Here is a 26135-nt window from a genome sequence, read left to right on the forward strand (position 1 = left end):
TCGCAGATCCCGCAGTTCTCAGAGCTCGAACGACTCGTGGTGTATCCGGCGGTCCGGCACCCCGGCGGCGCGCAGCTCCTCGTACAGGTCCCGGGCGAAGCCGTGCGGGCCGCAGAGGTAGACGTCGTGCTCGGCGAGGTCGGGGAGGGCCGACCGCAGCGACTCGGCGGTGATGCGCGGCCGTTGTCCCCCGGGCCCGTTGAGCAAGTAGTGCAGCCTGGCCCCGCGCCAGCGCGCGACGGCCTCCAACTCCCCGCCCAGCGCGAGGTCTTCGACCGTGCGCGCCCGGTACAGGAGGGTGACCTCGCCCGGCAGCGTCTCGAACAGGGCCCGCAACGGGGTGATGCCGACCCCGCCCCCGATGAGCAGGGACTTGGACGAGGTCTGCCGGTCCCCGGTCAGCGAGCCGTACGGCCCCTCAGCCCACACCCGCGTGCCCGGCCGCAGCAACGCCACGGCCGCGCTGTGGTCGCCGAGCGACTTGACCGTGATCCGCATGCGGTCGCGGCGGGGCGGCGCCGACAGGGAGTACGGCGTCGACGTCCACCGCAGACCGTCGGCGAGGAACCGCCAGCGGAAGAACTGCCCCGCCAGCGCCCCCAGTTGATCCAGATCCCGCCCGTGCACGACGACGGACCACACGCCCGGCGCCTCGTGGTGCACCGACTCCACCCGCAGCCGGTGCCGCAGGTTCAGCCGCACCGGGGCGAGGATCCGGAACCACAGCACCAGGGCCGCGACACCTAGGTAGAGCGCGTACCAGGCCGCGGTGGCCACGGAGTTGCCGTTGAAGTCGTTGCCGAGGGCCAGTTGGTGGCCGAAGGAGAGGAACACGGCGGCGTACGTGAGGAGATGGACGTAGTACCAGAACTCGTGGCCGGTGCGGCGGCGCACCGCGCGGGCGGAGGTGACGCCGACCGCGAGGAGGATCACCGTGCCGGCGGTCGCCTTGAGCATCTCCGGATAGTCCAGGACCACGGTGACCGTCTCGTGCCACAGCGAGGCGCTGTCCTGGGCGGCGTACCCGGTGAGGATCAGCCCGATGTGCGCGAGCAGCAGGCAGACGGTGTAGCGGCCGGCCATCGCGTGCCAGCGGGCCACCCGGTCCGACCCGACCCGCCGCTCCAGCACCGGCATCCGCGCCATCAGCCCGACGAGCACCGCGCAGGCGTACCCGCACAGCAGCCCGGCGATCCGCCCGGCGCCGGTCAGCCATCCGGCCGTACCGACCACGGAACCGGTGTCCGCCCACCACAGGGCGAGCACGGCCGCCGCCCCGGCCCACAGCAGGGCCAGCGCGGCACCCGCGGGGGAGCGTCGGGCGGGTGGCGTCACGGCCGGTGCGGCCCGCCGCTCGTACACGGTGGTCATGGATGCGTCCTTTCGCCGGTCCGGACACAACCGTGCAGGGCGAACTTCTCAGGACCCTCTGAAAGGGCACCCCGCAGAGCGCACTCAGAGAAAACTCAGAGCTTCCCGAGGCCTCCGCCACCCCGGCCAGGGGGGATCCTGGAGAGGTCATGAACACCGCACGCTCCGGCCGCCCCGCCGTCACCCGCCCCGACGGCACCCCACTGCGTGTCCTCGTCGTCGACGACGACCCTGATCTCGCCGAGGTCCTCTCCGGCGCCCTGCGCTACGAGGGCTGGCAGGTCCGCACGGCCGGCGACGGCGCCTCGGCGGTGGCCGCCGCCCGGGAGCTGCTGCCCGACGCGGTCGTCCTGGACGTGATGCTCCCGGACACCGACGGCTTCGCCGTGCTGCGGGCCCTGCACACCGTGAAGTCCGACGTCTGCGTGCTCTTCCTGACCGCCCGGGACGCCGTCGAGGACCGCATCAAGGGCATCACGGCGGGCGGCGACGACTACGTGACCAAGCCGTTCAGCCTGGAGGAGGTCGTCGCCCGGCTGCGCGGACTGCTGCGCCGCGCGGGCATGGCCCGGCAGCTCGACGAGGGCCCCCGGCTGACCGTCGGCGACCTGGTCATGGACGAGGAGGCCCGCGAGGTCACCCGGGGCGGCGAGCTGATCGAGCTGTCCCCGACCGAGTTCGAGCTGCTGCGCTTCCTCATGCGCAACCCCCGCCGGGTGCTCAGCAAGGCGCAGATCCTCGACCGGGTGTGGTCCTACGACTTCGGGGGCCGCGCCCACGTGGTCGAGCTGTACATCTCGTACCTGCGCAAGAAGGTGGACGCGGGCCGCGAGCCGATGATCCACACCGTGCGCGGGGCGGGGTACGTGATCAAGCCGGTGACGTCATGAGGAGCCTACGGCCGCACACGCTGCGGGCCCGGCTCACCCTCGGCCTCGTCGTGCTGTTGGCGGTCAGCTGCGCCGCCGTCGGGCTGGCCGCCGTGGTGGAGCTGAGCGGCTTCCTCACCAGTCGGCTCGACGAGCAGCTCACCGAGGCCGGGAACAGGTTCGCGGTCAGCCTTGAGCACGAAGGGCAGCCGCAGAAGGACGACCACGACGGCGACGAGCACGGCGACACCCGCAGGCAGGCCACGGGCACGTTCGGCGCCCGGCTGGTGGACGGCACGGTGACCAACGCGGCGGTCGTCCGCTCCAGCGGCACCCTGAACGTCGACCTGAGCGCGGCCGACCGCAAGAGGCTCGCGGCCGTCCCCGTCGACGGCCGGGGCCACAGCGTCGACCTCTCCGTCCTGGACGACTACCGGGTGGTCGCATCCCGGGGAGTGGACGGAGACGTCCTGGTCACCGGCCTGCCCCTGGAACCCGTCGAAGCCGCCGTCCACCGCCTCGAACTGGTCGCCGGAATCGTGCTCGCCGCCGCCCTCACCACCGCGGGCGTCGCGGGTGCCCTGTGGGTGCGCTTGTCCCTGCGCCCGCTCAGCCGGGTCGCCGCGACCGCCACCCGGGTCAGCGAACTCCCGCTGGCCAGCGGGGAGGTGGCCCTTCCGCCCCGTGCCCCGGAGTCCGACCCGCGCAGTGAGGTGGGCCGGGTCGCCGGCGCCTTCAACCGCATGCTCGGCCATGTCGAGGACGCCCTCACCAAACGCCATGCCAGCGAGGAACGGCTGCGCAGCTTCGCCGCCGACGCCAGCCACGAACTGCGCACCCCGGTCGCCTCGGTACGCGGCCACGCCGAACTCGCCCTGCTGCACCCCGGGCTGCTGCCGCCGGAGATCACCCGGGCCCTGGAACGCATCGCCGCCGAGTCGACCCGCATGGGCGCCATGGTCGACGACCTGCTCCTGCTGGCCCGCCTGGACGCGGGCCGCCCCCTGGAGGCGGCCCCCGTCGACCTGACCCGCCTGGTCCTCGACGCCCTCACGGACGCGCGGGCCACGGGTTCCGGTCACCGCTGGGAGTTGGACCTTCCGGAGGACCCCGTCACGGTGACGGGCGACGAGCACCGTCTCCAGCAGGTCCTGGCCAACCTGCTGTCCAACGCCCGGCTGCACACCCCGGTCGGCACCAAGGTGACGGTGACGCTGGAGACCGACGCCACCACAGCGGTGTTGAAGGTCCACGACGACGGACCCGGCATCCCCGAGGACATCCGGCCCGGCGTCTTCGAACGCTTCACCCGCGCCGACCGCAGCACCAAGGCGGAGACCGGCGGCGCGGGCCTCGGCCTGTCGATCGTGGCGGCCGTGGTGGAGGCACACGGGGGAAGTGTGACGGTGGACAGCGTGCCGGGCTCGACGACCTTCACTGTCCGGATCGGCTGCGCGTGAGTCGGACCGTTGACGTGAGTCAGATCGTGGACGGCGGCAACGGCAACGGCAGTCCCGGCAGTCCGTCCAGGCTCGTGGCGATGTGCTCCTTCTTGGTGAAGTACGCGCTCAGCGACTCGTCGTCCTCGCGCGAGAACCGCTTGGCGTGCAGTTCGCGGTCGCTCTCGTACGCCATGTACGGCACCGCGTAACCGCAGGAGTCGCGAATCAGTTCGGCCGTCACGACGATGATCGCCCGCAGCCCGTGCTCGGTCGGGTCGATGTCCGGGAAGTGGGCGAGCAGTTCCCCGAAGCGCGGGTCGTCCCGGAAGACCGGCTCACCGCGCCCGTGCACCCGGACGATGTTCGGCGGCCCCTGGAACGCGCACCACATGAGGGTGATCCGGCCGTTCTCCCTCAGATGCGCCACCGTCTCGGCGTTGGATCCGGCGAAGTCGAGGTAGGCCAGGGTGAGTTCGTCGAGGATCGCGAAGGAGCCGCGCAGCCCCTTGGGGGAGAGGTTGACCGTGCCGTCGCCCGACAGCGGGGCGGACGCGGTGAAGAAGAGGGGCTGCGACTCGATGAACGTGCGGAGCCGGCCGTCTATGCGCTCGTAGGTCTTTCCCATGTCTAAGCATTATGGGCGCAGACCTTTCGCCCGTCTAAGGAATTCAGGAGTCCCGTCGAGGGCAGGACGTCCGTGGCCGCCCCGGCCGGCGCTCACACGGGGCGGCCACAGCACCTGTCACGTCACTGGGTGACTGAGCAGGTGGCCAGGGAGTCGAGGCCCTGCGGCTTCTCCGCGGTGCGGCCGATGGAGATGGCGATGCGGTCGATGGTCGACTTCCGCTTGTCGGCCAGCGGGCCGAGGATCGCGTTCTGGACGAAGTTCGGTCCGCCCTGGCCGACCGTGTCGACGAGCCGCTTGTTCGCCTCGGCGAGCTGTGTGTCGAGCAGCGCCAGGTTGCGGTCCACCTCGGCCTGCGCGGTGGCGGGGATCGCGGGCAGCTGCGAGGCCACGTCGGGGCAGGAGATGGCGCCCGCGGCGGCCCCACCGGCCTCGTCGGCGGCACCCCCGGCGTCCTCGGCACCTGCCTCCGCACCTGCCTCCGCACCGGCGCCCGCCTCAGCGCCTGCCTCCGCACCGGCACCCGCCTCGGCACCTGCCTCCGCACCGGCGCCTGCCTCAGCGCCCGCTTCCTCGCCGCCGCCGGCCCCCGCTTCCTCGCCGGTACCGGTGTCGGCCGCACCGCCTGCGTTGAGCGCGCAGGGCGCGAGGGCGTCCAGGCCCTGCGGCTTCTCCGCCGTACGGCCGATCGCCGTGGCGATGCGGTTGACGGTCGCGATCCGCTTGTCCTCCAGTGGACCGAGGATGGCGTTCTGGACGAAGTTGGGCCCGCCCTGGCCGACCGTGTCCACGAGCCGCTTGTTCGCCTCGTCGATCTGGGTCTGGAGCAGGGTCAGGTTGCGGTCCACCTCGGCCTGCGCAGTGGCCGGGATCTCCGGCAGCTGGGAGGCCACGTCCGGGCAGCTGATGCTGCCGGGGCCGGCGGCCAGCGTGCGGGCGCCCGTGGTGCTGCTCTTGGAGGTCTCCCCGGCGAGGGCGGTACCGGCGACGATGGCCCCGGTCAGTGCCACGGCGGCGGCGCCACCGATGATCGCCACGCGGCGCTTGTTGTACTTCGGAAGAGCCCTGGACATGCGGATGCCTCACTCGGGGTCGGGAGTGGTCTTCGTTTACAAACGCGGCGCCTGCGTTCGGCGTGGAATACGGGCAAGCGGTTTCCCGTGTTCAAAGGGACCGCAAATTCTCCGCCGACCACGGATCCTGGAGGGCGACACCGGGCCCGGATTGACGAATCATGCAGCACTCTGCATAATCATGCATGACGTTGGAGTGCAGCGGTGAGGAGCAACGCAAGTGAGCAGCAACAGCGGTGACGTCCGGCTCTGGGGCGGTCGTTTCGCCGACGGTCCCGCCGAGGCGCTGGCGAAGCTGTCCGCGTCCGTCCACTTCGACTGGCGGCTCGCGCCGTACGACATCGCCGGTTCGCGTGCCCACGCGCGCGTGCTGCACAAGGCGGGCCTGCTGACCGACGACGAGCTCCAGCGCATGCTCGCGGGCCTCGACCAGCTCGAAGCCGACGTGGCCGACGGCTCCTTCGTGGGCACCATCGCCGACGAGGACTGCCACACCGCCCTGGAGCGGGGCCTGCTGGAGCGGGTCGGTCCCGACCTCGGCGGCAAGCTGCGTGCCGGCCGCTCCCGCAACGACCAGATCGCCACCCTCTTCCGCATGTACCTGCGGGACCACGCCCGGATCATCGGCGGTCTGATCGCCGAGCTCCAGGAGGCCCTGGTCGGCCTGGCGGAGGCTCACCCGGACGTGGCGATGCCCGGCCGCACCCACCTCCAGCACGCCCAGCCGGTCCTGTTTGCGCACCACGTCCTGGCCCACGTCCAGTCCCTGTCCCGGGACGCGGAGCGGCTGCGCCAGTGGGACGAGCGCACGGCGGTGTCGCCGTACGGCTCGGGCGCCCTGGCCGGTTCCTCCCTGGGTCTGGACCCGGAGGCGGTGGCGAAGGACCTCGGCTTCGAGCACGGCTCGGTCGGCAACTCCATCGACGGCACGGCCTCCCGTGACTTCGTCGCCGAGTTCGCCTTCATCACCGCGATGATCGGCGTCAACCTCTCCCGGATCGCTGAGGAGATCATCATCTGGAACACGAAGGAGTTCTCCTTCGTGACCCTCCACGACGCCTTCTCCACGGGATCGTCGATCATGCCGCAGAAGAAGAACCCGGACATCGCGGAGCTGGCGCGCGGCAAGAGCGGCCGGATGATCGGCAACCTGACGGGCCTGATGGCCACGCTCAAGGCCCTGCCCCTCGCCTACAACCGCGACCTCCAGGAGGACAAGGAGCCGGTCTTCGACTCCTGCGACCAGCTGGAGGTCCTGCTCCCCGCCTTCACCGGCATGATGGCCACCCTCACGGTCAACCGCGACCGCATGGAGGAACTGGCCCCGGCCGGCTTCTCCCTCGCCACCGACATCGCCGAGTGGCTGGTCAAGCAGGGCGTCCCCTTCCGCGTGGCCCACGAGGTCGCCGGCGAGTGCGTCAAGGCGGCGGAGGCCGAGGGCAAGGAACTGAACGACCTGACGGACGACCAGTTCGCCAAGATCAGCGCCCACCTGACGCCCGAGGTGCGGACCGTCCTCAATGTCCCAGGCGCCCTGGCATCCAGGAACGGCAGGGGCGGCACGGCCCCGAGCGCGGTGGCGGTCCAGCTGGCAGAGGTGAAGACGGACCTGGCAGCACAGCACGAATGGGCTCGGGCGAAGGGCCTTTAGGGGCGCGGGGAACTGCGCGACAAGCCACAACACACCCGCACTCGCCGGAAATACCGCACCGCCCACTCCCTGAGGCGAAAGGGCATCCCGAGTTACGTTGTCGGCATGCCCTTCGCCCGCCTCGCCACAGCAACCACCCCCACCTGCCACATCGGCCTCGGCCTCGCCGCGGTCGGCCGCCCGGGCTACATCAACCTGGGCCGAGACGAAGACCTGGGAGACGACCGGAGCGTCGAGACGCTCCGCGCCCGCACCCACGAACTCCTCGACGCCGCCTACGCCCAAGGCGTCCGCTACTTCGACGTGGCCCGCTCCTACGGCCGCTCCGAGGAGTTCCTCGCGGACTGGCTCAACAAGCACCCCGGCCGAAACGACGTAGTCATCGGCAGCAAGTGGGGCTACACCTACACCGCCGACTGGACCACCGACGCCGAGAAGCACGAGGTCAAGGACCACAGCGTCCAGACGTACGACCGCCAGCGCGCCGAGACCGCAGAGCTGCTCGGCGACCGCCTGGACCTCTACCAGATCCACTCGGTGACCCCGGACAGCCCGGCCCTCACCGACAAGGAACTCCACGCGAGGCTCGCCGAGGCGGCTGCCCAGGGCACCACGATCGGCTTCTCCACCAGCGGCCCCGCCCAGGCCGACGCCATCCGTGCCGCACTGGAAGTGACCGTCGACGGCGAACCCCTCTTCCGTACCGTCCAGTCGACGTACAACGCCCTGGAGACCTCGGCCGCCCCCGCCCTCGCCGAGGCCCACGACGCCGGACTCACGGTGATCGTCAAGGAGGGCATGGCCAACGGCAGGCTCGCCGCGCCGCACGCCCCGGCCGCCCTGAAGGCCGTAGCCGAGGAAACGTCCCTCGGCTGTGACTCGGTGGCCCTCGCGCTCGTCCTCAGGCAGCCCTGGGCCGGAGTGGTCCTGTCCGGAGCCGCCACGGCCAACCAGCTCGCCTCCAACCTCCACGCGGCCGTGGTCGACCTCGACGACGAGCAGCTGTCCCGGCTGGCCGCGCTGGTGGAGGAGCCGCGGGCGTACTGGGAGCGGCGCGGACAGCTGCCCTGGCACTGAGGAAAAGCCCAGTCCAACCCTCGTAGATGAGACGACCGCACCTCGTGTGAGACAACAATGTCTCATGCGAGGTACTCTTGTCTCATGGCTGTCGATCGTGACCACGTGCTGCGCAGTGCCGCGGCCCTGCTGACCCGCAAATCCACCTCGACCATGGACGAGGTCGCCAAGGCCGCCGGGATCAGCCGGGCCACGCTGCACCGCCACTTCGCGGGACGGGACGCGCTCGTCCGTGCCCTTGAGGAACACGGCATCGCCGAGTGCGAGGCGGCTCTCGACGCGGCCCGCCTCGACGAGGGGCCCGCGAGCGACGCCGTGCGCAGGCTCGTGCGGGAGATCGAGCCGGTCGCCGGACTGCTGGCCTTCCTCTACGGCGAGAACGAACTGTGGGAGGACGGCGGAGGCGACTCCTGGTCGCGACTGGACCTCCGGATCGCCTCGGTGTTCGTGCGCGGCCAGCAGAACGGCGAGTTCCGCATCGACCTCGCCCCGGCCTGGCTCACCGAGGCGCTCTACGGACTGATCACCTCGTGCGCCTGGGCCACTCAGGCGGGCCGCGTGGCTCCCAAGGACTTCACCCACATGATCACCGAGCTGTTGCTCGGTGGCGCACTACGGAGAGAGGAATCATGACCAGCACCCTGCAGCCGGCGACCACGACCGAGGCGGTGAAGCGTCCCGGCCGTTGGCTCGCGCTGTCCGTCCTGGTGCTCGCCGTGCTGCTGGTGGCCGTCGACGCGACCGTCCTCGGCCTCGCGACCCCGTACATCAGTGAGGACCTGAGGCCGACCGGCACCCAGCTCCTGTGGATCGGCGACGTCTACTCGTTCGTCATCGCGGGCCTGCTGGTGTCGATGGGCAGCCTCGGCGACCGCATCGGCCGCAAGCGGATCCTGCTGATCGGCGCGACCGCGTTCGGCGCGGTGTCGATCCTCAACGCCTATGCGACGACACCGGAGTTGATGATCCTGGCGCGGGCCCTGCTCGGCGTCGCCGGCGCGACCCTGATGCCCGCCACCCTGGCCCTGATCCGCAACCTCTTCCACGACCCGCGCGAGCGCAGCCTCGCCGTGGGGATCTGGGGCGCGACCGCCTCCGCAGGCACAGCGGTCGGCCCGATCGTCGGCGGCTTCCTCCTCGAACACTTCTGGTGGGGCTCGGTCTTCCTGATCAACCTGCCGGTGATGGCGGTCCTGGTCCTCGTCGGCATCAGGCTGCTGCCGGAGTCACGCAACCCGAACCCGGGCCCCTGGGACATGGTCAGCGTGGCGCTGTCCCTGGTCGGCATGATCGCGGTGGTCTACGCGGTCAAGGAGGCCGCGACCCACGGCCTCACGTGGGAGACGCTCACCGCGGGCGCCCTCGGCGCGGCAGCCCTCTATGCCTTCGTCCGCCGCCAACTCACCCTCCCCACCCCCCTCCTGGACATGCGCCTCTTCCGCAACCGCGGCTTCAGCGGCGCCGTCCTGGCCGACCTGCTGACCATCCTCGGCCTCTCCGGCCTGGTCTTCTTCCTCTCTCAGTACCTGCAACTGGTCCAGGACAGACGCCCGTTGGAGGCAGGCCTGGCCGAACTCCCGGCGGCGGTGGGCGCGGTGGCGGCGGGCCTGGTCGCGGGCACGGTGGCCCGTCGCTACTCGGTGCGCGCGGTCGTCTCCGGAGGCCTCGCGGCCATCGGCCTGGCCCTGGCATCCCTGACCCTGCTCGACCAGTCCACGGCCTACCCGATGCTGGGCGCCGCTCTGCTGGTCGTGGGCGTGGGCGCGGGCTTCTCGTTCACGGTGACGTCCGACGTCATCCTGTCGAGCGTCCCGAAGGAACAGGCGGGCGCGGCGTCGGCGGTCTCCGAGACGGCGTACGAACTGGGCGCGGCTCTGGGGATCGCCGTACTGGGCTCGATCGTGACGGGCGTGTACCGGGGCTTCGCAGCTCCCGCCGGTACCCCGGGCGACGCGCACGAGTCACTCGGCGGAGCGGTGGAAGCGGCGTCCGGCATGCCGACAAACACCGCTCAAGACCTACTGGTGTCAGCCCGAGAGGCTTTCGTCGACGGCCTCACCATCGCCACGGGCGCAGGAGCGGCGGTCCTGCTGGCAACGTCAATAGCAGCCTGGTTCATGCTGAAGAACCAACGGTTGGGCTTGTAGGGGCGCGGGGCTGTGTCGATTTGCGGCTCCCCGCGTGGGCGCGAGAAGCCCCACGCACCCGCACCCGACAAGGAACCGGCTACGCAGCCTTCGCCTTGGTCGCATACATGTCCACGTACTCCTGCCCGGACAGCCGCATGACCTCGGTCATCACAGAGTCCGTCACAGCCCGCAGCACATACCGGTCCCGGTCCATCCCGTCGTACCGGGAGAACTCCATCGCCTCACCGAACCGCACAGTGACCCGGCCAGGCCGGGGCATCCCCGCACCCCCCGGCTGCAACTTGTCCGTGCCGATCATCGCGAAGGGCACAACCGGCGCCCCCGTCATCAGCGTCAGCCGGGCGATCCCCGTACGCCCCCGGTACAGCCGTCCGTCGGGCGACCGCGTCCCCTCGGGGTAGATCCCGAAGACCTTCCCCTCCTCGAGGACGCGTCGCCCGGTCATCAGCGCGGCCACGCCACCGCGACCACCGTCACGGTCCACGGGGATCATGCCGACGCCGGTGAAGAACCAGGCCATCAGCCGGCCCTTCAGGGTCTTCCCGGTGACGTACTCGTCCTTGCCGATGAAGAAGACCTGCCGGTCGCACACCAGCGGAAGGATCATCGAGTCGATGAAGGTCAGGTGGTTGCCGGCCAGGATGACGGGACCGTCACCCGGGATGTGCTCCGCGCCCTCCACCTGTGGGCGGAACATCAGGCGCATGATCGGTCCGAGCACTGCCTTGATGAGCGCGAAGCGGGACAACGGGCCCTCCGGTGTCAAGAGAAAAACTGTATGAGTCTATGCAGGTGAGGACATTACTCGCGGCTCGGGGGGTCGTGCACATCGCGCGCCCGGGGTTCACCGAGGTCTTACGCACTGTTGACACTCGTTCACCTGCGGTTGAACCCCGTTGCCTCCCGGAAACCCGGGCGGAACGATGTGACAGAGGTCGCGCCGAACGACGCGTACCCAGGCCTTCCGCCATGAAGCCGACGAGTCATCAGACATCTGTTCCCATACGACATCCCGCGTCACCCGCGTGTTCCGCCGTAGGTCTCCCGCGGGTCATGGACACGCACCTACGATCGGCCCGCATCGAAGAGGCGACGGCAGGAGGGGTCCACATGGGATCGCAGGACGAGCAGACGGACGGCACCGGACGCCGGGCACTTCTCGGGGCCGCGATGTTCGGCGCCGGGGGAGTGGTCCTGGGCCTCTCCGGTACGGCGAGAGCCGCCGAGGCCGGATCCGCGGGACACGGCGGACAGGGCGGCGGCCTGAAGAGCCTGCCGGTGCCGACGGTCATCGGCCACCGGGGTGCCAGCGGTTACCGCCCCGAGCACACCTTCGGCTCCTACCAGCTGGCCCTCGACCTGGGCGCCGACGTCGTCGAGGCCGGCGACCTCGTCCCCACCAAGGACGGCCATCTGGTCTGCCGGCACGAGCCGGAGATCGGCGGCACCACGGACGTCGCCGACCACAAGGAGTTCGCCGACCGCAAGAAGACCAAGGTCCTCGACGGCGTCTCCACCACCGGCTGGTTCACCGAGGACTTCACGCTCGCCGAGCTCAAGACGCTCCGCGCGATCGAGCGCATCCCGGCCAACCGCCCGCACAACACGCTCTACAACGGCCGCTGGGAGATCCCCACCTTCGAGGAAGTCCTGAAGTGGCAGGACGAGCAGACCCGCAAGCGCGGCAAGCAGGTCTGGATCTACCCCGAGACCAAGCACCCCACGTACTTCCGCAAGCTCGGCCTCGGCCTTGAGGAGCGGGTCGCCAAGCTCCTGCACAAGCACGGCAAGGACCGGCGGAACTCCCCGGTCATCCTGCAGTCCTTCGAGCCGACCAGCATCCAGCGCCTGAACAAGCTGGTCGACAACCCCCTCGTCGTGCTCCTGTCGGCCGCGAGCACCCGCCCCTGGGACTTCGTCGAGTCGGGCGACCCGCGCACGGTCGCCGACCTCATCACCCCCAAGGGTCTGAGGGAGATCGCCGGCTACGCCCAGGGCATCGGCCCGACCCTCGACCTGGTCATCACGAAGAAGGCGGACGGCAGCCTCGACAAGGAGACCACCCTCGTCGTCGACGCCCACAAGGTCGGGCTGATCCTGCACCCCTACACCATGCGCAACGAGAACCCCTTCCTGCCGACGGAGTACCGCAAGGGCACCGACGCGGACGCCTACGGAGACGCCTTCGGCGCCTTCAAGAGGTACTTCGCCACCGGCATCGACGGCGTCTTCACCGACAACGCGGACACCGGCGTCCTGGCCCGCCAGGACTTCGTCAACGGCTGAGCCACCGGCCCCCCGATGGGGGTGACTTACGGCCGCCCGGGCAACCCATGACCCGGGCGGCCGTGTCGTACCGCATATGACGCCCGACCTCGTCACCACCCTGCGCCCACTGCTCACCGCCGAGGCCTCCGCGGAGGCACATGCCACCGGTACGGAACCGGCCGACCTGGAACAGGCGGTCTGGCTCCGCCTCCTGGAGCACCTGGAGACGCAGGGCCCGCCCCTCGACCCGCCCGGCTGGCTCCGCCGCGCGGTCCGCTCCGAGTCCCGCCGCAGCCGTCGTACGACCCGCCTCGAACGGCCGTACGACACCGAACCCGCGACCGACGACGACCGCACCCCCGAGCAGCTCACCCTTGCCGCGGCCCGTCGCAGGGCCCTGCACGACGCGGTGCGCCGCCTGCCCGGCCGCTGCCCCTCCCTCATGGCCGCCCTGCTCTCGCCGAGGGACCTCACCTACCGGGAGATCGCGGGGGAGTTGGGTATCTCACAGGGCAGTCTCGGTCCGGAACGTTCCAGATGCCTGGGATGTCTTCGCCGATTGCTCACACCGGAGGTTGCGGCCCGCGGAGGGCGGGGATAGGAGTGAGGAACAACAGGCGATCAGGTGAGCGGGAGGCGTGCGCACATGGGCATGAGCGTGACCATCTCTGCGGCGGCCGAGCAGGACGCGGAGCAGATCTTCAGGCTGCAGTACCTGTGCTTCCAGAGTGAGGCGGCGCTGTACGGCAACTACCGCATCGATCCGCTCGTCCAGACCCTGGACTCGGTCCGTGCGGAGGTGGCCTCGGACTGCGTGTTCGTGGCCCGCCTGGGCGAGGAGGTGGTCGGCTCGGTCCGCGGCCATGTCACCGAGGACGGCTCGGCCGCCATCGGCAAGCTCTGCGTCCACCCCCGCCTCCAGGGCCACGGCATCGGCGCACGGCTCCTCCGGGCGGCGGAAGCGGCCCTGGCGGACGAGCGCGGTGCGACGAGCTTCCGCCTCCACACCGGCCACCGCAGCGAGGGCAACCTCCGCCTCTACCGCAAGGTCGGCTACCATACGGTGGGCACGTCGAAGGGCGCGGACGGCGTGGAGATGATCGTCCTGGAGAAGCCTGCGGGCACATACGCGGCTACGGCTTGATGCCCTAGGAGCACGGGGAACTGCGCGACCAGCCACACGGCCGGATGCCGCCACGCAACCTCAGGCGGCATCCCCCGTAGGCACACCCTTCCGCAACCAGTAGATGGCGGAAAGCGGCAACAGCACCGGGATGAACAGGTACCCGATACCGAAGTCCGACCACACGGTCGCATCCGGGAACGCGGACGGCTCGACCAACGTCCAGGTGCCCACGGTCAACACGCCCAACAGCTCGACGACACAGCAGACCAGCGCAGCCTTACGAGCAGTCTCCCCGCCCCGCACCAACGAGTACGTGATGAACCCGTAGACGACACCGGCAACGGCAGACAGTGAATAGGCCAGCGGTGCCCGGTCGAACTCGGTAGAGATCTGCACGGCCGACCGCGACACCGCCCCGACCACCATCACGCCGTACAGCCAGACAAGCAACGTCCCCGGCCCACTGATCAACCGTCGCCGACGCACGTCAACTTCCCCAGATGTCATAGAGCCGCACCTCCAGAACGGCCAGCACCACACCGCCGGCGGCAACCGTCACCGACCCCCACCGCGTCCGCTCCGCGAGCGACATGAACCCCGCCGCCGGCACACACGCGAACGCCCCCAGCAGATAGGCGACGAAGATCGTCGTGCCCTGCTCCGGCTTCTCACCCCGCGCCAGCTGCACGATCCCGACCGCCAGCTGGACCAGCGCCAGCACCGACACCACGGCCATCCCGATGAAGTGCCAGTCCTTGGTCGGCTGGTCACGGTACGCGGCCCAGCCGCACCAGGCGGCAAGCAGCAGCGCGGCGACGCCGGTCACCAGCGTCAGGGCATCAAACATGCGGCGAGCCTATTACGGTCCAAAAGGCCTGATGCGGCCGCCCCCGCCGGGCACCGTAGGGTCGAGGGCATGAAGATCCATGCCGAAGCCCTCCTGTTCGACAACGACGGAACCCTCGTCTCCTCCCTGGAGTCCGTCGACCGCTGCTGGACGCGCTGGGCCGAGGAGTTCGGCGTCACCGCCGAGGCCTTCGCGCAGATCGAACTGCACGGCCGCCCCGCCGCCGAGATAGCCGCAGACCTGCTCCCCGCCGACGTCGTGCCGCAGGCCCTCGCGCGGATCGAGCAGTTGGAGGTGGAGGACGTACCCAACGGCGGGGTCCATCTGCTCCCCGGGACCAGGGCCTTCCTCGACTCCCTGCCCGCCGACCGCTGGGCCGTCGTCACCTCCGCCACCCGCCGGCTCGCCGAGGCCCGCCTCGAAGCGGTCGGTATCCTCCCCAAGACCATGGTCGCCGCCGACGACGTCACCCGCGGCAAGCCCGACCCCGAGCCCTACCTGCTCGCCGCCCGCGAACTCGGCGTCGACCCGGCCCGCTGTGTCGTCTTCGAGGACGCTCCGGCCGGTCTGCGCGCCGGCCGGGCCGCCGGTATGACCACCGTGGCGTTGACCACAACCCACCAGGCCCACGAGCTCGACGCCGACCTCGTGGTCGAGAATCTGTCGGCGCTGTCGGCACTGGTCACCGCCGGGAACGTGGAGATCTCCGTACGCGCCTGACACCTGTCCACCGCTGTCCGTCATTCGGACAGCGGGTTCTTGGCCGTTCCCATACATCTGCTTTACTGATCGCATGACCACGACGAGCTGCCGCACCCTTGCGACCGAGGCGACCATGACGCCCGGTGCTCGTTGTATGTGTCGAATGTGCGCCTGTTAGAGGGCCCTCGCACCACCCCCCGCGCTCGCGCCCCGAAGCGAGCCGCCCCGGCACGTCCGTACGCCCTGAACGCCGTACGTGACCCATGTGCCCGCGCACGACTTCCCTCCCGTACCAGGGCACACCCACGCCCGCGTACTCGACAGTGACGGAAACCCAGTGATCACGACCTCAGGCCTGACCAAGGTCTACCGCTCACGCGGTCGCGAGATCACCGCCCTCGACGGCGTCGATCTCCACGTCCGCGAAGGCGAGGTGTACGGCGTCATCGGCCAGTCCGGCGCCGGCAAGTCCTCGCTCATCCGCTGCGTCAACCTGCTGGAGCGCCCCACCGCCGGCACCGTGACCGTCGACGGACAGGACCTCACCGCCCTCACGGGCCGCGGGCCCCGGGCCGGCAAGGAGCTGCGTCAGGCGCGCAGCCGTATCGGCATGGTGTTCCAGCACTTCAACCTGCTGTCCACCCGAACCGTCCAGGACAACGTCGAGCTGCCGCTCGAGATCCTCGGCACCTCCGGCAAGGAGCGCTCGCGCAAGGCGCTCGAACTCCTCGACCTCGTCGGGCTCGCCGACAAGGCCAGGTCGTACCCCGCCCAGCTCTCCGGTGGTCAGAAGCAGCGCGTCGGCATCGCCCGCGCCCTGGCCGGCGACCCCAAGGTGCTGCTGTCCGACGAGGCCACCAGCGCCCTCGACCCGGAGACCACCCGCTCGATCCTCCAGCTGCTGCGGGACCTGAACCGGCAACTGGGGCTCACCGTCCTGCTCATCACCCACGAGATGGACGTCGTGAAGTCGGTCTGCGACTCGGCCGCGCTCATGGAGAACGGCCGCATCGTGGAGTCCGGCACGGTCAGCGAGCTGCTCGCGACCCCCGGCTCCGAGCTGGCCGCCGCGCTCTTCCCGGTCGGCGGCGAGGCCACCGGCGAGGACCGGACCGTTCTCGATGTCACCTTCCAGGGCGAGGCTGCCACCCAGCCCGTGATCTCCCAGCTCTCGCGCACCTACAACATCGACATATCGATCCTCGGTGCCGCCATCGACACCGTCGGCGGCCTCCAGGTCGGCCGGATGCGCATCGAACTGCCGGGCCGCTACGAGGACAACGTCGTGCCGGTCGGCTTCCTGCGCGAACAGGGTCTTCAGATCGACGTCGTCGGTGAGCCGCAGCTGGTGAAGGAAGGTGTCAAGTGACCTGGTCCGAATTTTCGACGAGGCAGCCCCTGCTGGAGCAGGCGTGTTGGGACACCCTCTACATGGTCGGCTGGTCCACCCTCATCGCCGTCGTGGGCGGCCTTCCGCTCGGCATCCTCCTCGTCCTCACCGACCGCGGCGGACTCCTCCAGAACCTCGTCGCGAACAAGGTCATCGGGCAGGTCGTGAACGTGGCCCGCTCGATGCCGTTCATCATCCTGATGGTCGCGCTGATGGGCTTCACCCGCTCGATCACCGGCACCACCATCGGCCGTGAGGCGGCCATCGTGCCGCTCGCCATCGGCGCGATCCCGTTCTTCGCGCGCCTTGTCGAGACGGCTGTCCGCGAGGTGGACGGCGGGCTGGTGGAGGCCGTGCAGTCGATGGGCGGCAACACCTGGACGATCGTCCGCAAGGTGCTCGTACCGGAGGCCCTGCCCTCGCTGATCGCCAGCACCACGACCACGATCGTCGCCCTCATCGGCTACTCCGCGATGGCCGGCACGGTCGGTGCCGGCGGCCTCGGTGACATCGCCATCCGCTACGGCTACCAGCGCTTCGAGACCCAGCTCATGTGGATCACCGTCGCGATCCTCGCCGTCGTCATCTCGCTCATCCAGTTCGCCGGCGACTTCGCGGCCCGCTCGCTGCACCGCCGCGGCGGACGCTCGGGGCCGGCGCCGAAGCTGCGGCTGCTGAAGGCCGCGACGGCGGACACCAAGACCGTCTGAGACACCGCTGATCTTCCCGTGCACCCCATCACGGGATCGCTGCACCCAAAAGGAGAGGCACTTTTCGTGCGTAACACCGCAAAGTTCACCACCGCCGTCCTCGCCACCGGAGCCCTCACCCTCGGGCTCGGCGCCTGCGGTTCGTCCGACTCCGCCTCGGACACCAGCGGACCGCTGGTCGTCGCCGCGAGCCCGACCCCGCACGCCGAGATCCTGAACTACGTCAAGGACAACCTGGCGAAGAAGGCGGGACTCGACCTGGAGGTCAAGGAGTTCCAGGACTACATCGTCCCGAACACCGCGACCGAGGACGGCTCGGTGGACGCCAACTACTTCCAGAACCAGCCGTATCTCGACGACTTCAACAAGAAGCGCGGCACCCACATCGTGCCCGTCGTCACGGTGCACCTGGAGCCGCTCGGCCTCTACTCCCACAAGGTGAAGAGCGCCGACGCCCTGAAGAGCGGCGCGACCGTCGCCCTCCCGAACGACGCCGTCAACGAGGCCCGCGCCCTGAAGCTGCTCGCCGACAACGGGCTGGTCACGCTCAAGGACGGCGCCGGGAGCGAGGCGACCCCGCAGGACATCACGAAGAACCCGAAGAACCTCAAGTTCAAGGAGGTCGAGGCGGCCCAGACCGTGCGCTCCCTCGACGACGTGGACGCGGCGGTCGTCAACGGCAACTACGCCATCTCCGCCGACCTCAAGCCCGCCCTCGTCCTGGAGTCCGCGAAGAACAGCCCCTACGGCAACTTCCTCGCCGTCAAGGAGGGCAACGAGGACGACCCGCGCGTGAAGAAGCTCGCCAAGCTGCTCACCTCACCCGAGGTGAGGAAGTTCATCGAGGACAAGTACGAGGGCTCGGTCATCCCGTCCTTCTAACCGCGCGTATACGGCGTATCACCACGCACGGGGTCCGCTCCCTTACTTGGAGTGGGCCCCGTGGTGCGGTTCCGCGCCGACATGCTGCATGCTGGGCAGTTCAGTAGGCCCTGAAGGTTTTCCGAAGGTTACGGAGCGGCGCATGACTAGCACCTTCCCCAACATCTCCATCAGCACGGAGCGGTTGGTGCTGCGTCCCTTCGACGAGGACGACGTGACCGGGCTGGCCGAGATGATGAACGACGAGCAGGTCACCGCCTGGACCTCCGTGCCGCATCCTTACACCGAGGCCGACGCCCGCAGTTGGGCCACTCGACTCGCTCCCGCCGAACGAACCGAGGGGCGCGGCATCGTCTTCGCCGTCACCGAGTTCCTCACCCAGCGCCTCGTCGGCATCGTGCACCTGCAGAACACGGACTGGCGGGTCCGCTCCAGCGAGATCGCCTACGTCGTCGCCCCCTGGGCCCGCGGTGAGGGCTACGCCTCCGAGGCGGCCCTCGCCGCCGCGCACTGGCTCTTCCACGACCAGAAGTTCGAACGCCTGGAACTGCGCACCGCCGCCGACAACACCGCCTCCCAGCAGGTGGCCCAGAAGATCGGCTGCATCAGCGAGGGTGTCCTGCGCAACGCCTGGATAGCGCGCACCCGGGGCGGGGACGGGAAATGGACGGACGTCCGCACCGACGTCATCGTCTGGAGCCTGCTGCCGGAGGACCTGGCCGGAGTCAGCGAACAACTGGCCGACACCGGCGGTTTCACGACCTTCACCGACTGGAACTGAACCCTGGGGGCTCGAGGGGCCTACACCTGACACCAGGTACCCTCACGGAGCCCGACCTGCGCAAAACACCTGGAGACCGACGACGATGGCCGACCGTGTCACGGTGATCGGCTGGGACGGCTCGCCCCTGACCGCCGCGGCCCGCTCCGCCCTGGGTGCCGCCACGCTGGTGGCCGGCGCCGCCCACCATCTGGCGCTCCCCGAGGTGCCGCCCAACGCCGAACGCATCCGCCTCGGCAGCGTCGCCCTGGCCGCCCGCCGGATCACCGGCCACCGCGGCACCGCGGTCGTGCTCGCGGACGGCGATCCCGGGTTCTTCGGAGTCGTACGGACCCTGCGCGCACCCGAGTTCGGCCTGGAGGTCGAGGTCGTCCCCGGCGTCTCCTCGGTCGCCGCCGCCTTCGCCCGCGCCGGAATGCCCTGGGACGACGCCCAGGTGGTCGTCGCACACCGGCGCACCCTGCGACGCGCCGTGAACGTGTGCCGGGCCCACACCAAGGTCGCCGTCCTGACCTCGCCCGGCGCCGGACCCGCCGAACTCGGCCTGCTGATGGAGGGCGTCCACCGCACCTTCGTCATCTGCGAGGAACTGGGCACCGACCGCGAACAGATCACCGTCGTCACCTCCGACAAGGCCGCCGACCACACCTGGCGCGACCCCAACCTCGTCATCGTCATCGGCGGCACCGCCTCCGTGGTGGAGGGCGGCGGATGGATCGCCGGGCGCGACCCGGCCGCCGCGCCGCGCGGCTGGACGCTGCCCGCCGAGTCCTACGGCGGTCTCATGGGCGAAGGCGAACTGGAACCGCTGCGCGCGGCCCAACTCGCCCGGCTGGGACCGCGCGTCGGCGACCTGGTGTGGGACATCGGCTGCGGCAGCGGCGCCTTCGCCACCGAGGCCGCCCGGGCCGGGGCCGCCGTCATCGCCGTCGACCGCGACATGCGGGCCTGCGAGCGCACCGAGACCAACGCCCGCACCTTCGGACTCCAGGTCCAGATCGTCTACGGCACCGCCCCGCACGTCCTGGAGAACCTGCCCGAACCGGACGTCGTCCGCGTCGGCGGCGGGGGAGTGGCGGTGGTCTCCGCGGTCGCCGACCGGCGCCCGCAGCGCATCGTCGCCCACGCGGCCACCCGCGACGAGGCCGAACTCGTCGGCCGGGACCTCACCGAACACGGCTACCGCGTCGAGTGCGCCCTCCTCCAGTCCGTCGAACTCGACACCAGGGCCTGGACGGAGACGGAACGGAGTGTCGCGTTCCTGCTCAGCGGGGTTCTCCCGGACCGCACGGCCTGACGCCTCCGGTCGTCGGTTCGCCGTCCCCGTGATCCTGTTGTCGTACTGCGCGCGGTAGGCTGGCCGACCGTTGTACCGCTCCCGGCTGCCCGGCATTCGTTCGCCAATGTCCGGAAAGCGCGCCCGTTTTGGGGTGGGTGTGGTACGGCAGAACCGGAGGACGCGCAACGTGGCGCAGTCCACAGCGGACCGTCGCGGATCAACCTGTCGCGACGGAGCAACGGCCGGGACAATGCCAGTTAATGGCTTTGTCGTCTTTCTCGGCGGGCCGTTCGTGCCGCTGGGCACGCACGCTCGTTCTTCACACGGGGGCGGTCGGTGCGCCGTCCCCGGTGAGCTGGTCGTAGAAGCACTAACCGATGGGCGAGGGGTACGCATGACCGACACCGGCCAGGTTCCGGGCGACGGGCTGCCGGAGAGCGCAGGCATGGTGGAACAGCCGGGCGTCCCCACGCCGGGTGCGTACACCTACCTCTCCGAGACCACCGCCGAGGACGAAGACCTGTTGCTGCTGCCGGGCGCCCAGAGCCCCTGGGGCAACGAGGTCGCCCCTCCCGCGCCCGAGCCGGTCGTCGAGACCGTCCACGAGCCCGGCCCGCACGAGATGTCCGGCCGCGACAGCGGAGCGCACGATCTGAGCGCCGTCCGCACTCCCCAGGCTCCGACGGTGCCGATCCCGCCCATCACACCTCGCCGGCCACTGCACCTCGGCCCGCCGATCCCCGACGCCTCCGCGAGCCCGGTCCGCTCCCTCGCGGACCGTGGCCCCGCCGGCGTGCCGGTTCGGCAGCCGGCCGCGGCCACGCCCGGCCCCGAGTACTTCGAAGCCCCGCAGCCGCAGGGCGCGGTCCCCTGGGGCGCCCCTGCCCAGGCCGCCGTCCAGACGCCGGTGAGTACGGTGGCCCCGGCTGCCGAAACGGTTGTTCCGACCCAGGAGCCGGTGGGTGCGGCCCAGGCGACGATGGCCCGCCTCGCCTCCGAGACGGGGGTGACGGCGTACGAGGCTCCCGTGACCCCGGTGCCGGATGTCGAGGCGGTTCCGGAGCCGGCCGCCTACGCCTCCGCGGCGGCGGAGGGTTCGCTTGCCGACGCGGGTCAGGTTCTGGACGACGGCTCCGGAGCGGATGAGGTGCAGGCTGTCGGGGGTGAGCCCGCGCCTGTCGCCGGTGCCGACCTGGGCGCCGGACAGGTGGCGGAAGACGCTGTGCTGCCCGACGCGGTTGAGATCGCGAACGGCGAGGTCGCTCCGGCCGCCGCAGCGGACCTGGTCCCGGGCCCGGTCCCGGCGGACGGACCGGCCCCCGAGGCGGCTCAGGTTCCGGATGCCGGCTATGCCGTGGACGCTGCTCAGGGCGTCCCGGAGGCCGCCGAGGAGGAGCAGGCAACGGGCACAGCGCCCGCTGTCGATGGCGAGCAGACGCCGGGCACCGCTCCCGTCGCTGTTGCCGCAGCGGAGACGGCCGCTCCGAGCGAGGCCGACTCCGCCGAAATCCTGCCGGTGACCGAGGCCGTGCAGACCGCCGAACCGGCTGAGCCCGCGCCGGTCCTGGAGGCGCCGGCGCCCGAGGCCGTGCCTGTGGTGGAGACTCCCGAACCGGTGGTCGACTCCGACAGCGGCATGCCGGTCGCCGAGGCCGTCGTGTCCGAGGCGGAGGTCGTGGGCGCCGAGCCGGCCACGGCCGACGAGACGTCCGGGGCCGACATCGCCCAGGACGCGGCTGTCATGACGGAAGACAGCCACGAGCAGAACGCCGACGCGGCCCAGGAAGCCGCCGCGCTCCCCGTCGAGGAAGCCGCCACCGCAGCCCTCCCGGACGCCCCCGAGGCCGTACCTCTTCCCGAGCCCGCGGAGTCCGAGCAGGCCTTGGAGCCGACGGACGCCGCCACCGCCATCAGCGAGGCAGACGCCGCCGAGGCCGACTCCGCCCCGGCGATCCCCGAGCCGCCCGTCGCGCAGGAAACCGTCCCCGCCGAGCAGCCGCTACCGGCCCCGGTGCAGGAGCTGGGCCAGGAACCCGCCCCGACCGGCCAGCCCGCCGAGGACCCGCAGGCTCCGCACCTCGTCCCGGCCCCCGACCTCGCACAGCCCGCCGCTCCGCAGGGCCCCGTCGGCCACCCGCTCCCCGCGGACCAGCCCGCCCCTGTCCAGGACGCGCCGGAGCCCCTCGTGGCGGACGCGGACGGCACCGACGTACAGCCGGTCGCGGCACAGCCGATGAACCCGGCGACCGCGGCTGCGGAGGACCCCGCGACCGTCCCGGGCGCGCCCCCGCAGGGCCCCCAGTCCCCGGCCCTCCAGCCGCTCGCCGCCGAACTCCCGGACGCTCCGCCCCAGTTTGCGTTCCCCGGCACCACCGAGGCCCCCGCCGCGCTGCCTTCCACGGTGCCTCTGGAGCCCCAACCGGGCCAGCCCCTGGGCGAGTTCGTGCCGGTGGACGGTTCGGTGCCGACCACCCCGCAGCTCGCGCCGACCCCGCCGCAGCCTCTGACGCCCCCCGCGGACGAGGTCGGGCAACCCGTGGTCCCGGCCCCGCGTGAGGCCGACGGCGACGCCGAACTCGTACAGCAGGCGGACGACCTGGACACCAGGGTGGCCGATCATGAAGACCAGGAAGCACCGGAAGAAGTGAGCACGGCAGCCGTGGAAGAAGCACGACTGTCCACAGGCCCCGCCGCGCCCGCCTACGACGACGCCGAGCGCGAGGCCGTGCTGAAGGTCATGCGTGAGCGCCGCGACATCCGCAACGGCTTCCGCAGCGACCCGATCCCGCACGAGGTGCTGCTCCGCGTCCTGGAGGCCGCCCACACGGCCCCGTCCGTCGGTCACTCGCAGCCCTGGGACTTCGTCGTCATCCGTTCCGCCGAGACGCGCGGGGCGATGCAGGACCTGGCCCAGCGTCAGCGCGAGGCGTACGCCAAGTCGCTGCCCAAGGGCCGGGCCAAGCAGTTCAAGGAACTGAAGATCGAGGCCATCCTCGAGACCCCGGTGAACATCGTCGTCACCGCTGACCCCACCCGCGGCGGCCGCCACACCCTCGGCCGGCACACCCAGCCGCAGATGGCCCCGTACTCCGCCGCGCTCGCCGTGGAGAACCTCTGGCTCGCCGCCCGCGCCGAGGGCCTCGGCGTCGGCTGGGTCAGCTTCTTCGACGAGCGCGAGATGGTCCGCGCCCTCGGCCTGCCCGAGCACCTGGAGGTCATCGCCTACCTGTGCGTCGGCTACGTCGACGAGTTCCCGGAAGAGCCCGAGCTGATGCAGGCCGGCTGGTCCAAGCGCCGCCCGCTGTCGTGGGTCGTGCACGAGGAGACGTACGGCCGTCGCGCCCTGCCCGGTGAGGAGCCGCACGACCTGCTCGGCGAGACCATTGCCCAGATCCGCCCGTTGGACGCCAAGGCGCTCGGCGAGGCTTGGGAACGGCAGAAGCGGATGACGAAGCCGGCGGGCGCGCTCGGCATGCTGGAGATCATCTCCGCGCAGCTGTCCGGGCTTTCACGGCAGTGCCCGCCGCCGATCCCGGAGCCCGCGGCCGTCGCGATCTTCGCCGGCGACCACGGTGTGCACGCCCAGGGTGTCACCCCCTGGCCGCAGGAGGTGACGGCCCAGATGGTCGCCAACTTCCTTGGCGGCGGGGCGGTCTGCAACGCCTTCGCCGGTCAGGTGGGCGCCGAGGTGTGTGTGGTGGACGTCGGTGTGGCGTCCGAACTCCCGGCCACGCCCGGCCTGTTGCCCCGCAAGGTCCGCGCGGGCACCTCCGACATGACCACAGGGCCCGCGATGACCCGCGAGGAGGCCAAGCAGGCCATCGAGGTGGGTATCGAGACCGCGCGTGACCTGGTCGCGGCCGGCAACAAGGCACTCCTCACCGGTGAGATGGGCATCGCGAACACCACCGCGTCGGCCGCCCTGATCTCGGTCTTCACGGACACCGACCCGGCCGACGTCACCGGCCGCGGCACCGGCATCAACGACGAGACCCTGGCCCGCAAGACCGAGGTCGTCCGCCGCGCGATCGAACTCCACCAGCCGGACCCCGCCGACCCCATCGGCGTCCTGGCGGCGATCGGCGGCTTCGAACACGCGGCGATGGTGGGCCTGTTGCTGGGCGGCGCGTCCCTGCGCACCCCGGTCATCCTCGACGGCGTCAGCGCGGGCGCCGCCGCCCTGGTCGCCCGCGCGATCGCCCCGGAGGTCCTCGCGGCCTGCATCGCGGGCCACCGCAGCGCGGAACCGGGCCACGTGGCCGCCCTCAACAAACTCGGCCTCCGTCCTCTGGTCGACCTCGACCTCCGCCTCGGCGAGGGCACGGGCGCGCTGCTGGCCCTCCCGCTGGTCCAGAGCACGGCAAGGGCGATGCACGAGGTGGCGACGTTCGACTCGGCTGGGGTCACCGAGAAGTAGGTGTCAGGGAGGGGGACGCGGGGACGGTGTGCCCGCGTCCCCTCGCACGTGGGTCCGTGGGCAGTCGTCCCGCAGGGCGGGACGGGTGGGCACGGACCCACGCGCCCGCACCCGGCAACCACGCCCAGCCACCGGACACCTGAGCCGCCTCATCCAGCCACCCCGTAAAATCTGCACGTCAGGGCCACCGCCAAGCCCCGGAGGAGCCGCACCCTCATGGCCGAGAACCCCGCCTACCCCGTAGGCCTCCGTCTCACCGACCGCAAGGTCGTCGTCCTCGGCGGCGGCCAGGTGGCCCAGCGCCGCCTCCCGGCCCTGATCGCGGCGGGAGCGAACGTCCTCCTCGTGTCCCCCTCGGCGACCCCCTCCGTGGAGGCGATGGCGGACGCGGGCGAGATCACCTGGGAAAGGCGGCCGTACCAGGAAGGCGACCTGGAAGACGCCTGGTACGCCCTGATCGCCACCAGCGACACCGAGGCGAACAGCCGTGCCTCCGCCGAAGCGGAGCGCCACCGCGTCTGGTGCGTCCGCTCCGACGACGCCGACGCCGCCACCGCCTGGACCCCCGCGACCGGCCACAGCGAGGGCGTCACGGTCGCCGTACTCACCACGAAGGCGAAGGGCCGCGACCCCCGCCACACCGCCGCCATCCGGGACGCCGTGGTGGAAGGCCTCCGCGACGGCACCCTCGTCGCCCCGCACCACCGCACCCGTACCCCCGGCGTCGCCCTGGTCGGCGGCGGCCCCGGCGACCCGGACCTGATCACCGTCCGCGGCCGCCGCCTCCTCGCCGAGGCCGACGTCGTCATCGCCGACCGCCTCGGCCCGCGTGATCTCCTCGCCGAACTCCCGCCGCACGTCGAGGTGATCGACGCGGCGAAGATCCCCTACGGCCGTTTCATGGCCCAGGAGGCCATCAACAACGCCCTGATCGAGCACGCCAAGCAGGGCAAGTCGGTCGTACGGCTGAAGGGCGGGGACCCCTATGTCTTCGGCCGTGGCATGGAGGAGCTGCACGCCCTCGCCGAGGCCGGCATCCCCTGCACCGTCGTCCCCGGGATCTCCAGCTCGATCTCGGTCCCGGGCGCGGCCGGCATCCCGGTCACCCACCGCGGAGTCGCACACGAGTTCACCGTCGTCAGCGGCCATGTCGCCCCCGACGACGAACGCTCCCTGGTCGACTGGCCCTCGCTCGCCAAGCTCACCGGCACCCTCGTGATCCTCATGGGCGTCGACAAGATCGGCCGGATCGCCGAGACCCTGGTCGCCCACGGCAAGTCCCCCGACACCCCGGTCGCCCTGGTACAGGAGGGCACGACGGCAGCCCAGCGCCGGGTCGACGCCACCCTGGCGACGGTCGGCGAGGCGGTCGTCGCCCAGGACGTGAAGCCCCCGGCCGTCATCGTCGTCGGCGAGGTCGTCGCCGTGGGACCGCAGGCGTCGGTGCCACCGATGTAACCCGTGGTAACCCATCT

General features: G+C 71.0%; 23 protein-coding genes. 17 read left to right on the forward strand and 6 right to left on the reverse strand.

Annotation, left to right across the window (positions count from 1 at the left end):
- Window positions 1–18: 18 nt before the first annotated feature.
- Window positions 19–1371 (reverse strand): ferredoxin reductase family protein, encoded by a 1353-nt coding sequence (locus tag AB0D34_RS11105; RefSeq protein WP_362659811.1) that lies wholly within the window; start codon window positions 1369–1371, stop codon window positions 19–21.
- A gap of 149 nt (window positions 1372–1520) precedes the next feature.
- Between AB0D34_RS11105 and AB0D34_RS11110 the strand changes: the two genes are divergently transcribed.
- Together AB0D34_RS11110 and AB0D34_RS11115 are read left to right on the forward strand one after the other, a co-directional pair.
- Complete coding sequence (locus AB0D34_RS11110) at window positions 1521–2261, forward strand: response regulator transcription factor (protein ID WP_362659814.1); 741 nt, start codon at window positions 1521–1523, stop codon at window positions 2259–2261.
- Window positions 2258–3700, forward strand: a complete 1443-nt coding sequence (locus AB0D34_RS11115) for a HAMP domain-containing sensor histidine kinase (protein WP_362659816.1) — start codon at window positions 2258–2260, stop codon at window positions 3698–3700. Before AB0D34_RS11110 ends, AB0D34_RS11115 begins: the two co-directional genes overlap by 4 nt.
- A 19-nt stretch (window positions 3701–3719) precedes the next feature.
- Here the strand turns inward: AB0D34_RS11115 and AB0D34_RS11120 are convergent, their stop codons facing one another.
- Window positions 3720–4307, reverse strand: coding sequence for a pyridoxamine 5'-phosphate oxidase family protein (locus tag AB0D34_RS11120; protein ID WP_362659819.1), 588 nt, complete (start codon window positions 4305–4307; stop codon window positions 3720–3722).
- Between the two features lie 122 nt (window positions 4308–4429).
- Window positions 4430–5380, reverse strand: a complete 951-nt coding sequence (locus AB0D34_RS11125; RefSeq protein ID WP_362659822.1) for a hypothetical protein — start codon at window positions 5378–5380, stop codon at window positions 4430–4432.
- A gap of 220 nt (window positions 5381–5600) precedes the next feature.
- On the opposite strand from AB0D34_RS11125, the gene argH reads away from it, so the two are divergent.
- The 4 genes from argH (at window position 5601) to AB0D34_RS11145 (ending at window position 10255) form a co-directional block, all read left to right on the forward strand.
- The gene (argH, locus tag AB0D34_RS11130) at window positions 5601–7031 is read left to right on the forward strand and encodes an argininosuccinate lyase (protein WP_362659825.1); all 1431 of its coding nucleotides are present in this window, start codon (window positions 5601–5603) and stop codon (window positions 7029–7031) included.
- Between the two features lie 105 nt (window positions 7032–7136).
- Complete coding sequence (locus tag AB0D34_RS11135) at window positions 7137–8108, forward strand: aldo/keto reductase (RefSeq protein WP_362659828.1); 972 nt, start codon at window positions 7137–7139, stop codon at window positions 8106–8108.
- Window positions 8109–8192: 84 nt separating this feature from the next.
- Window positions 8193–8741, forward strand: coding sequence for a helix-turn-helix domain-containing protein (locus AB0D34_RS11140; RefSeq protein WP_362659831.1), 549 nt, complete (start codon window positions 8193–8195; stop codon window positions 8739–8741).
- Complete coding sequence (locus AB0D34_RS11145) at window positions 8738–10255, forward strand: MFS transporter (RefSeq protein WP_362659834.1); 1518 nt, start codon at window positions 8738–8740, stop codon at window positions 10253–10255. The genes AB0D34_RS11140 and AB0D34_RS11145 overlap by 4 nt, the downstream gene beginning before the upstream one ends.
- Before the next feature lie 79 nt (window positions 10256–10334).
- Here the strand turns inward: AB0D34_RS11145 and AB0D34_RS11150 are convergent, their stop codons facing one another.
- The gene (locus AB0D34_RS11150) at window positions 10335–11006 is read right to left on the reverse strand and encodes a lysophospholipid acyltransferase family protein (protein ID WP_362660129.1); all 672 of its coding nucleotides are present in this window, start codon (window positions 11004–11006) and stop codon (window positions 10335–10337) included.
- 362 nt (window positions 11007–11368) lie between these two features.
- On the opposite strand from AB0D34_RS11150, the gene AB0D34_RS11155 reads away from it, so the two are divergent.
- From AB0D34_RS11155 to AB0D34_RS11165, 3 genes are all read left to right on the forward strand, one after another.
- Window positions 11369–12544 carry a glycerophosphodiester phosphodiesterase gene (locus tag AB0D34_RS11155; protein WP_362659836.1) on the forward strand — a complete coding sequence of 392 codons (1176 nt, stop codon included), beginning with the start codon at window positions 11369–11371 and terminating at the stop codon, window positions 12542–12544.
- A gap of 76 nt (window positions 12545–12620) precedes the next feature.
- A complete protein-coding gene (locus tag AB0D34_RS11160) occupies window positions 12621–13127 on the forward strand; it encodes a sigma-70 family RNA polymerase sigma factor (protein WP_362659839.1) in 507 nt (168 codons plus the stop codon).
- Window positions 13128–13172: 45 nt separating this feature from the next.
- On the forward strand, window positions 13173–13670 hold the full coding sequence (locus AB0D34_RS11165; protein WP_362659841.1) for a GNAT family N-acetyltransferase: 498 nt from the start codon (window positions 13173–13175) through the stop codon (window positions 13668–13670).
- Between the two features lie 60 nt (window positions 13671–13730).
- Here AB0D34_RS11165 and AB0D34_RS11170 read toward each other — a convergent pair whose 3' ends face one another.
- Window positions 13731–14159: a hypothetical protein gene (locus AB0D34_RS11170; protein ID WP_362659844.1), complete on the reverse strand. Its 429-nt coding sequence runs from the start codon at window positions 14157–14159 to the stop codon at window positions 13731–13733.
- The gene (locus AB0D34_RS11175) at window positions 14140–14499 is read right to left on the reverse strand and encodes a hypothetical protein (protein WP_362659847.1); all 360 of its coding nucleotides are present in this window, start codon (window positions 14497–14499) and stop codon (window positions 14140–14142) included. The genes AB0D34_RS11170 and AB0D34_RS11175 overlap by 20 nt, the downstream gene beginning before the upstream one ends.
- Window positions 14500–14568: 69 nt before the next feature.
- Here AB0D34_RS11175 and AB0D34_RS11180 point away from each other — a divergent pair, with 69 nt between their 5' ends.
- From AB0D34_RS11180 to cobA, 8 genes are all read left to right on the forward strand, one after another.
- Window positions 14569–15219: an HAD family hydrolase gene (locus AB0D34_RS11180; RefSeq protein ID WP_362659850.1), complete on the forward strand. Its 651-nt coding sequence runs from the start codon at window positions 14569–14571 to the stop codon at window positions 15217–15219.
- A 319-nt stretch (window positions 15220–15538) separates the two neighbouring features.
- A complete protein-coding gene (locus AB0D34_RS11185; RefSeq protein ID WP_362659853.1) occupies window positions 15539–16570 on the forward strand; it encodes an ATP-binding cassette domain-containing protein in 1032 nt (343 codons plus the stop codon).
- Complete coding sequence (locus AB0D34_RS11190) at window positions 16567–17301, forward strand: methionine ABC transporter permease (RefSeq protein ID WP_362659855.1); 735 nt, start codon at window positions 16567–16569, stop codon at window positions 17299–17301. Before AB0D34_RS11185 ends, AB0D34_RS11190 begins: the two co-directional genes overlap by 4 nt.
- A 66-nt stretch (window positions 17302–17367) precedes the next feature.
- Complete coding sequence (locus tag AB0D34_RS11195) at window positions 17368–18183, forward strand: MetQ/NlpA family ABC transporter substrate-binding protein (protein WP_362659858.1); 816 nt, start codon at window positions 17368–17370, stop codon at window positions 18181–18183.
- Window positions 18184–18325: 142 nt separating this feature from the next.
- Window positions 18326–18964, forward strand: coding sequence for a GNAT family N-acetyltransferase (locus AB0D34_RS11200; RefSeq protein ID WP_362659861.1), 639 nt, complete (start codon window positions 18326–18328; stop codon window positions 18962–18964).
- 85 nt (window positions 18965–19049) lie between these two features.
- Window positions 19050–20261 carry a precorrin-6y C5,15-methyltransferase (decarboxylating) subunit CbiE gene (cbiE, locus tag AB0D34_RS11205; RefSeq protein ID WP_362659864.1) on the forward strand — a complete coding sequence of 404 codons (1212 nt, stop codon included), beginning with the start codon at window positions 19050–19052 and terminating at the stop codon, window positions 20259–20261.
- A gap of 376 nt (window positions 20262–20637) precedes the next feature.
- Window positions 20638–24660, forward strand: coding sequence for a nicotinate-nucleotide--dimethylbenzimidazole phosphoribosyltransferase (gene cobT / locus AB0D34_RS11210; protein WP_362659867.1), 4023 nt, complete (start codon window positions 20638–20640; stop codon window positions 24658–24660).
- Window positions 24661–24876: 216 nt separating this feature from the next.
- A complete protein-coding gene (cobA, locus tag AB0D34_RS11215) occupies window positions 24877–26118 on the forward strand; it encodes a uroporphyrinogen-III C-methyltransferase (protein WP_362659870.1) in 1242 nt (413 codons plus the stop codon).
- The last annotated feature ends 17 nt before the right edge of the window (window positions 26119–26135 follow it).

It is taken from the genome of Streptomyces sp. NPDC048420, from assembly GCF_040651535.1.
Classification (GTDB): domain Bacteria; phylum Actinomycetota; class Actinomycetes; order Streptomycetales; family Streptomycetaceae; genus Streptomyces.

Excerpts from the sequence above, each read along its gene's own strand:
- AB0D34_RS11105 (WP_362659811.1), bottom strand. The coding sequence starts at position 1,371 with ATGACCACCGTGTACGAGCGGCGGGCCGCACCGGCCGTGACGCCACCC.
- AB0D34_RS11110 (WP_362659814.1), top strand. The coding sequence starts at position 1,521 with ATGAACACCGCACGCTCCGGCCGCCCCGCCGTCACCCGCCCCGACGGC.
- AB0D34_RS11115 (WP_362659816.1), top strand. The coding sequence starts at position 2,258 with ATGAGGAGCCTACGGCCGCACACGCTGCGGGCCCGGCTCACCCTCGGC.
- AB0D34_RS11120 (WP_362659819.1), bottom strand. The coding sequence starts at position 4,307 with ATGGGAAAGACCTACGAGCGCATAGACGGCCGGCTCCGCACGTTCATC.
- AB0D34_RS11125 (WP_362659822.1), bottom strand. The coding sequence starts at position 5,380 with ATGTCCAGGGCTCTTCCGAAGTACAACAAGCGCCGCGTGGCGATCATC.
- AB0D34_RS11135 (WP_362659828.1), top strand. The coding sequence starts at position 7,137 with ATGCCCTTCGCCCGCCTCGCCACAGCAACCACCCCCACCTGCCACATC.
- AB0D34_RS11140 (WP_362659831.1), top strand. The coding sequence starts at position 8,193 with ATGGCTGTCGATCGTGACCACGTGCTGCGCAGTGCCGCGGCCCTGCTG.
- AB0D34_RS11145 (WP_362659834.1), top strand. The coding sequence starts at position 8,738 with ATGACCAGCACCCTGCAGCCGGCGACCACGACCGAGGCGGTGAAGCGT.
- AB0D34_RS11155 (WP_362659836.1), top strand. The coding sequence starts at position 11,369 with ATGGGATCGCAGGACGAGCAGACGGACGGCACCGGACGCCGGGCACTT.
- AB0D34_RS11160 (WP_362659839.1), top strand. The coding sequence starts at position 12,621 with ATGACGCCCGACCTCGTCACCACCCTGCGCCCACTGCTCACCGCCGAG.
- AB0D34_RS11165 (WP_362659841.1), top strand. The coding sequence starts at position 13,173 with ATGGGCATGAGCGTGACCATCTCTGCGGCGGCCGAGCAGGACGCGGAG.
- AB0D34_RS11170 (WP_362659844.1), bottom strand. The coding sequence starts at position 14,159 with ATGACATCTGGGGAAGTTGACGTGCGTCGGCGACGGTTGATCAGTGGG.
- AB0D34_RS11175 (WP_362659847.1), bottom strand. The coding sequence starts at position 14,499 with ATGTTTGATGCCCTGACGCTGGTGACCGGCGTCGCCGCGCTGCTGCTT.
- AB0D34_RS11180 (WP_362659850.1), top strand. The coding sequence starts at position 14,569 with ATGAAGATCCATGCCGAAGCCCTCCTGTTCGACAACGACGGAACCCTC.
- AB0D34_RS11200 (WP_362659861.1), top strand. The coding sequence starts at position 18,326 with ATGACTAGCACCTTCCCCAACATCTCCATCAGCACGGAGCGGTTGGTG.
- cbiE (WP_362659864.1), top strand. The coding sequence starts at position 19,050 with ATGGCCGACCGTGTCACGGTGATCGGCTGGGACGGCTCGCCCCTGACC.
- cobT (WP_362659867.1), top strand. The coding sequence starts at position 20,638 with ATGACCGACACCGGCCAGGTTCCGGGCGACGGGCTGCCGGAGAGCGCA.
- cobA (WP_362659870.1), top strand. The coding sequence starts at position 24,877 with ATGGCCGAGAACCCCGCCTACCCCGTAGGCCTCCGTCTCACCGACCGC.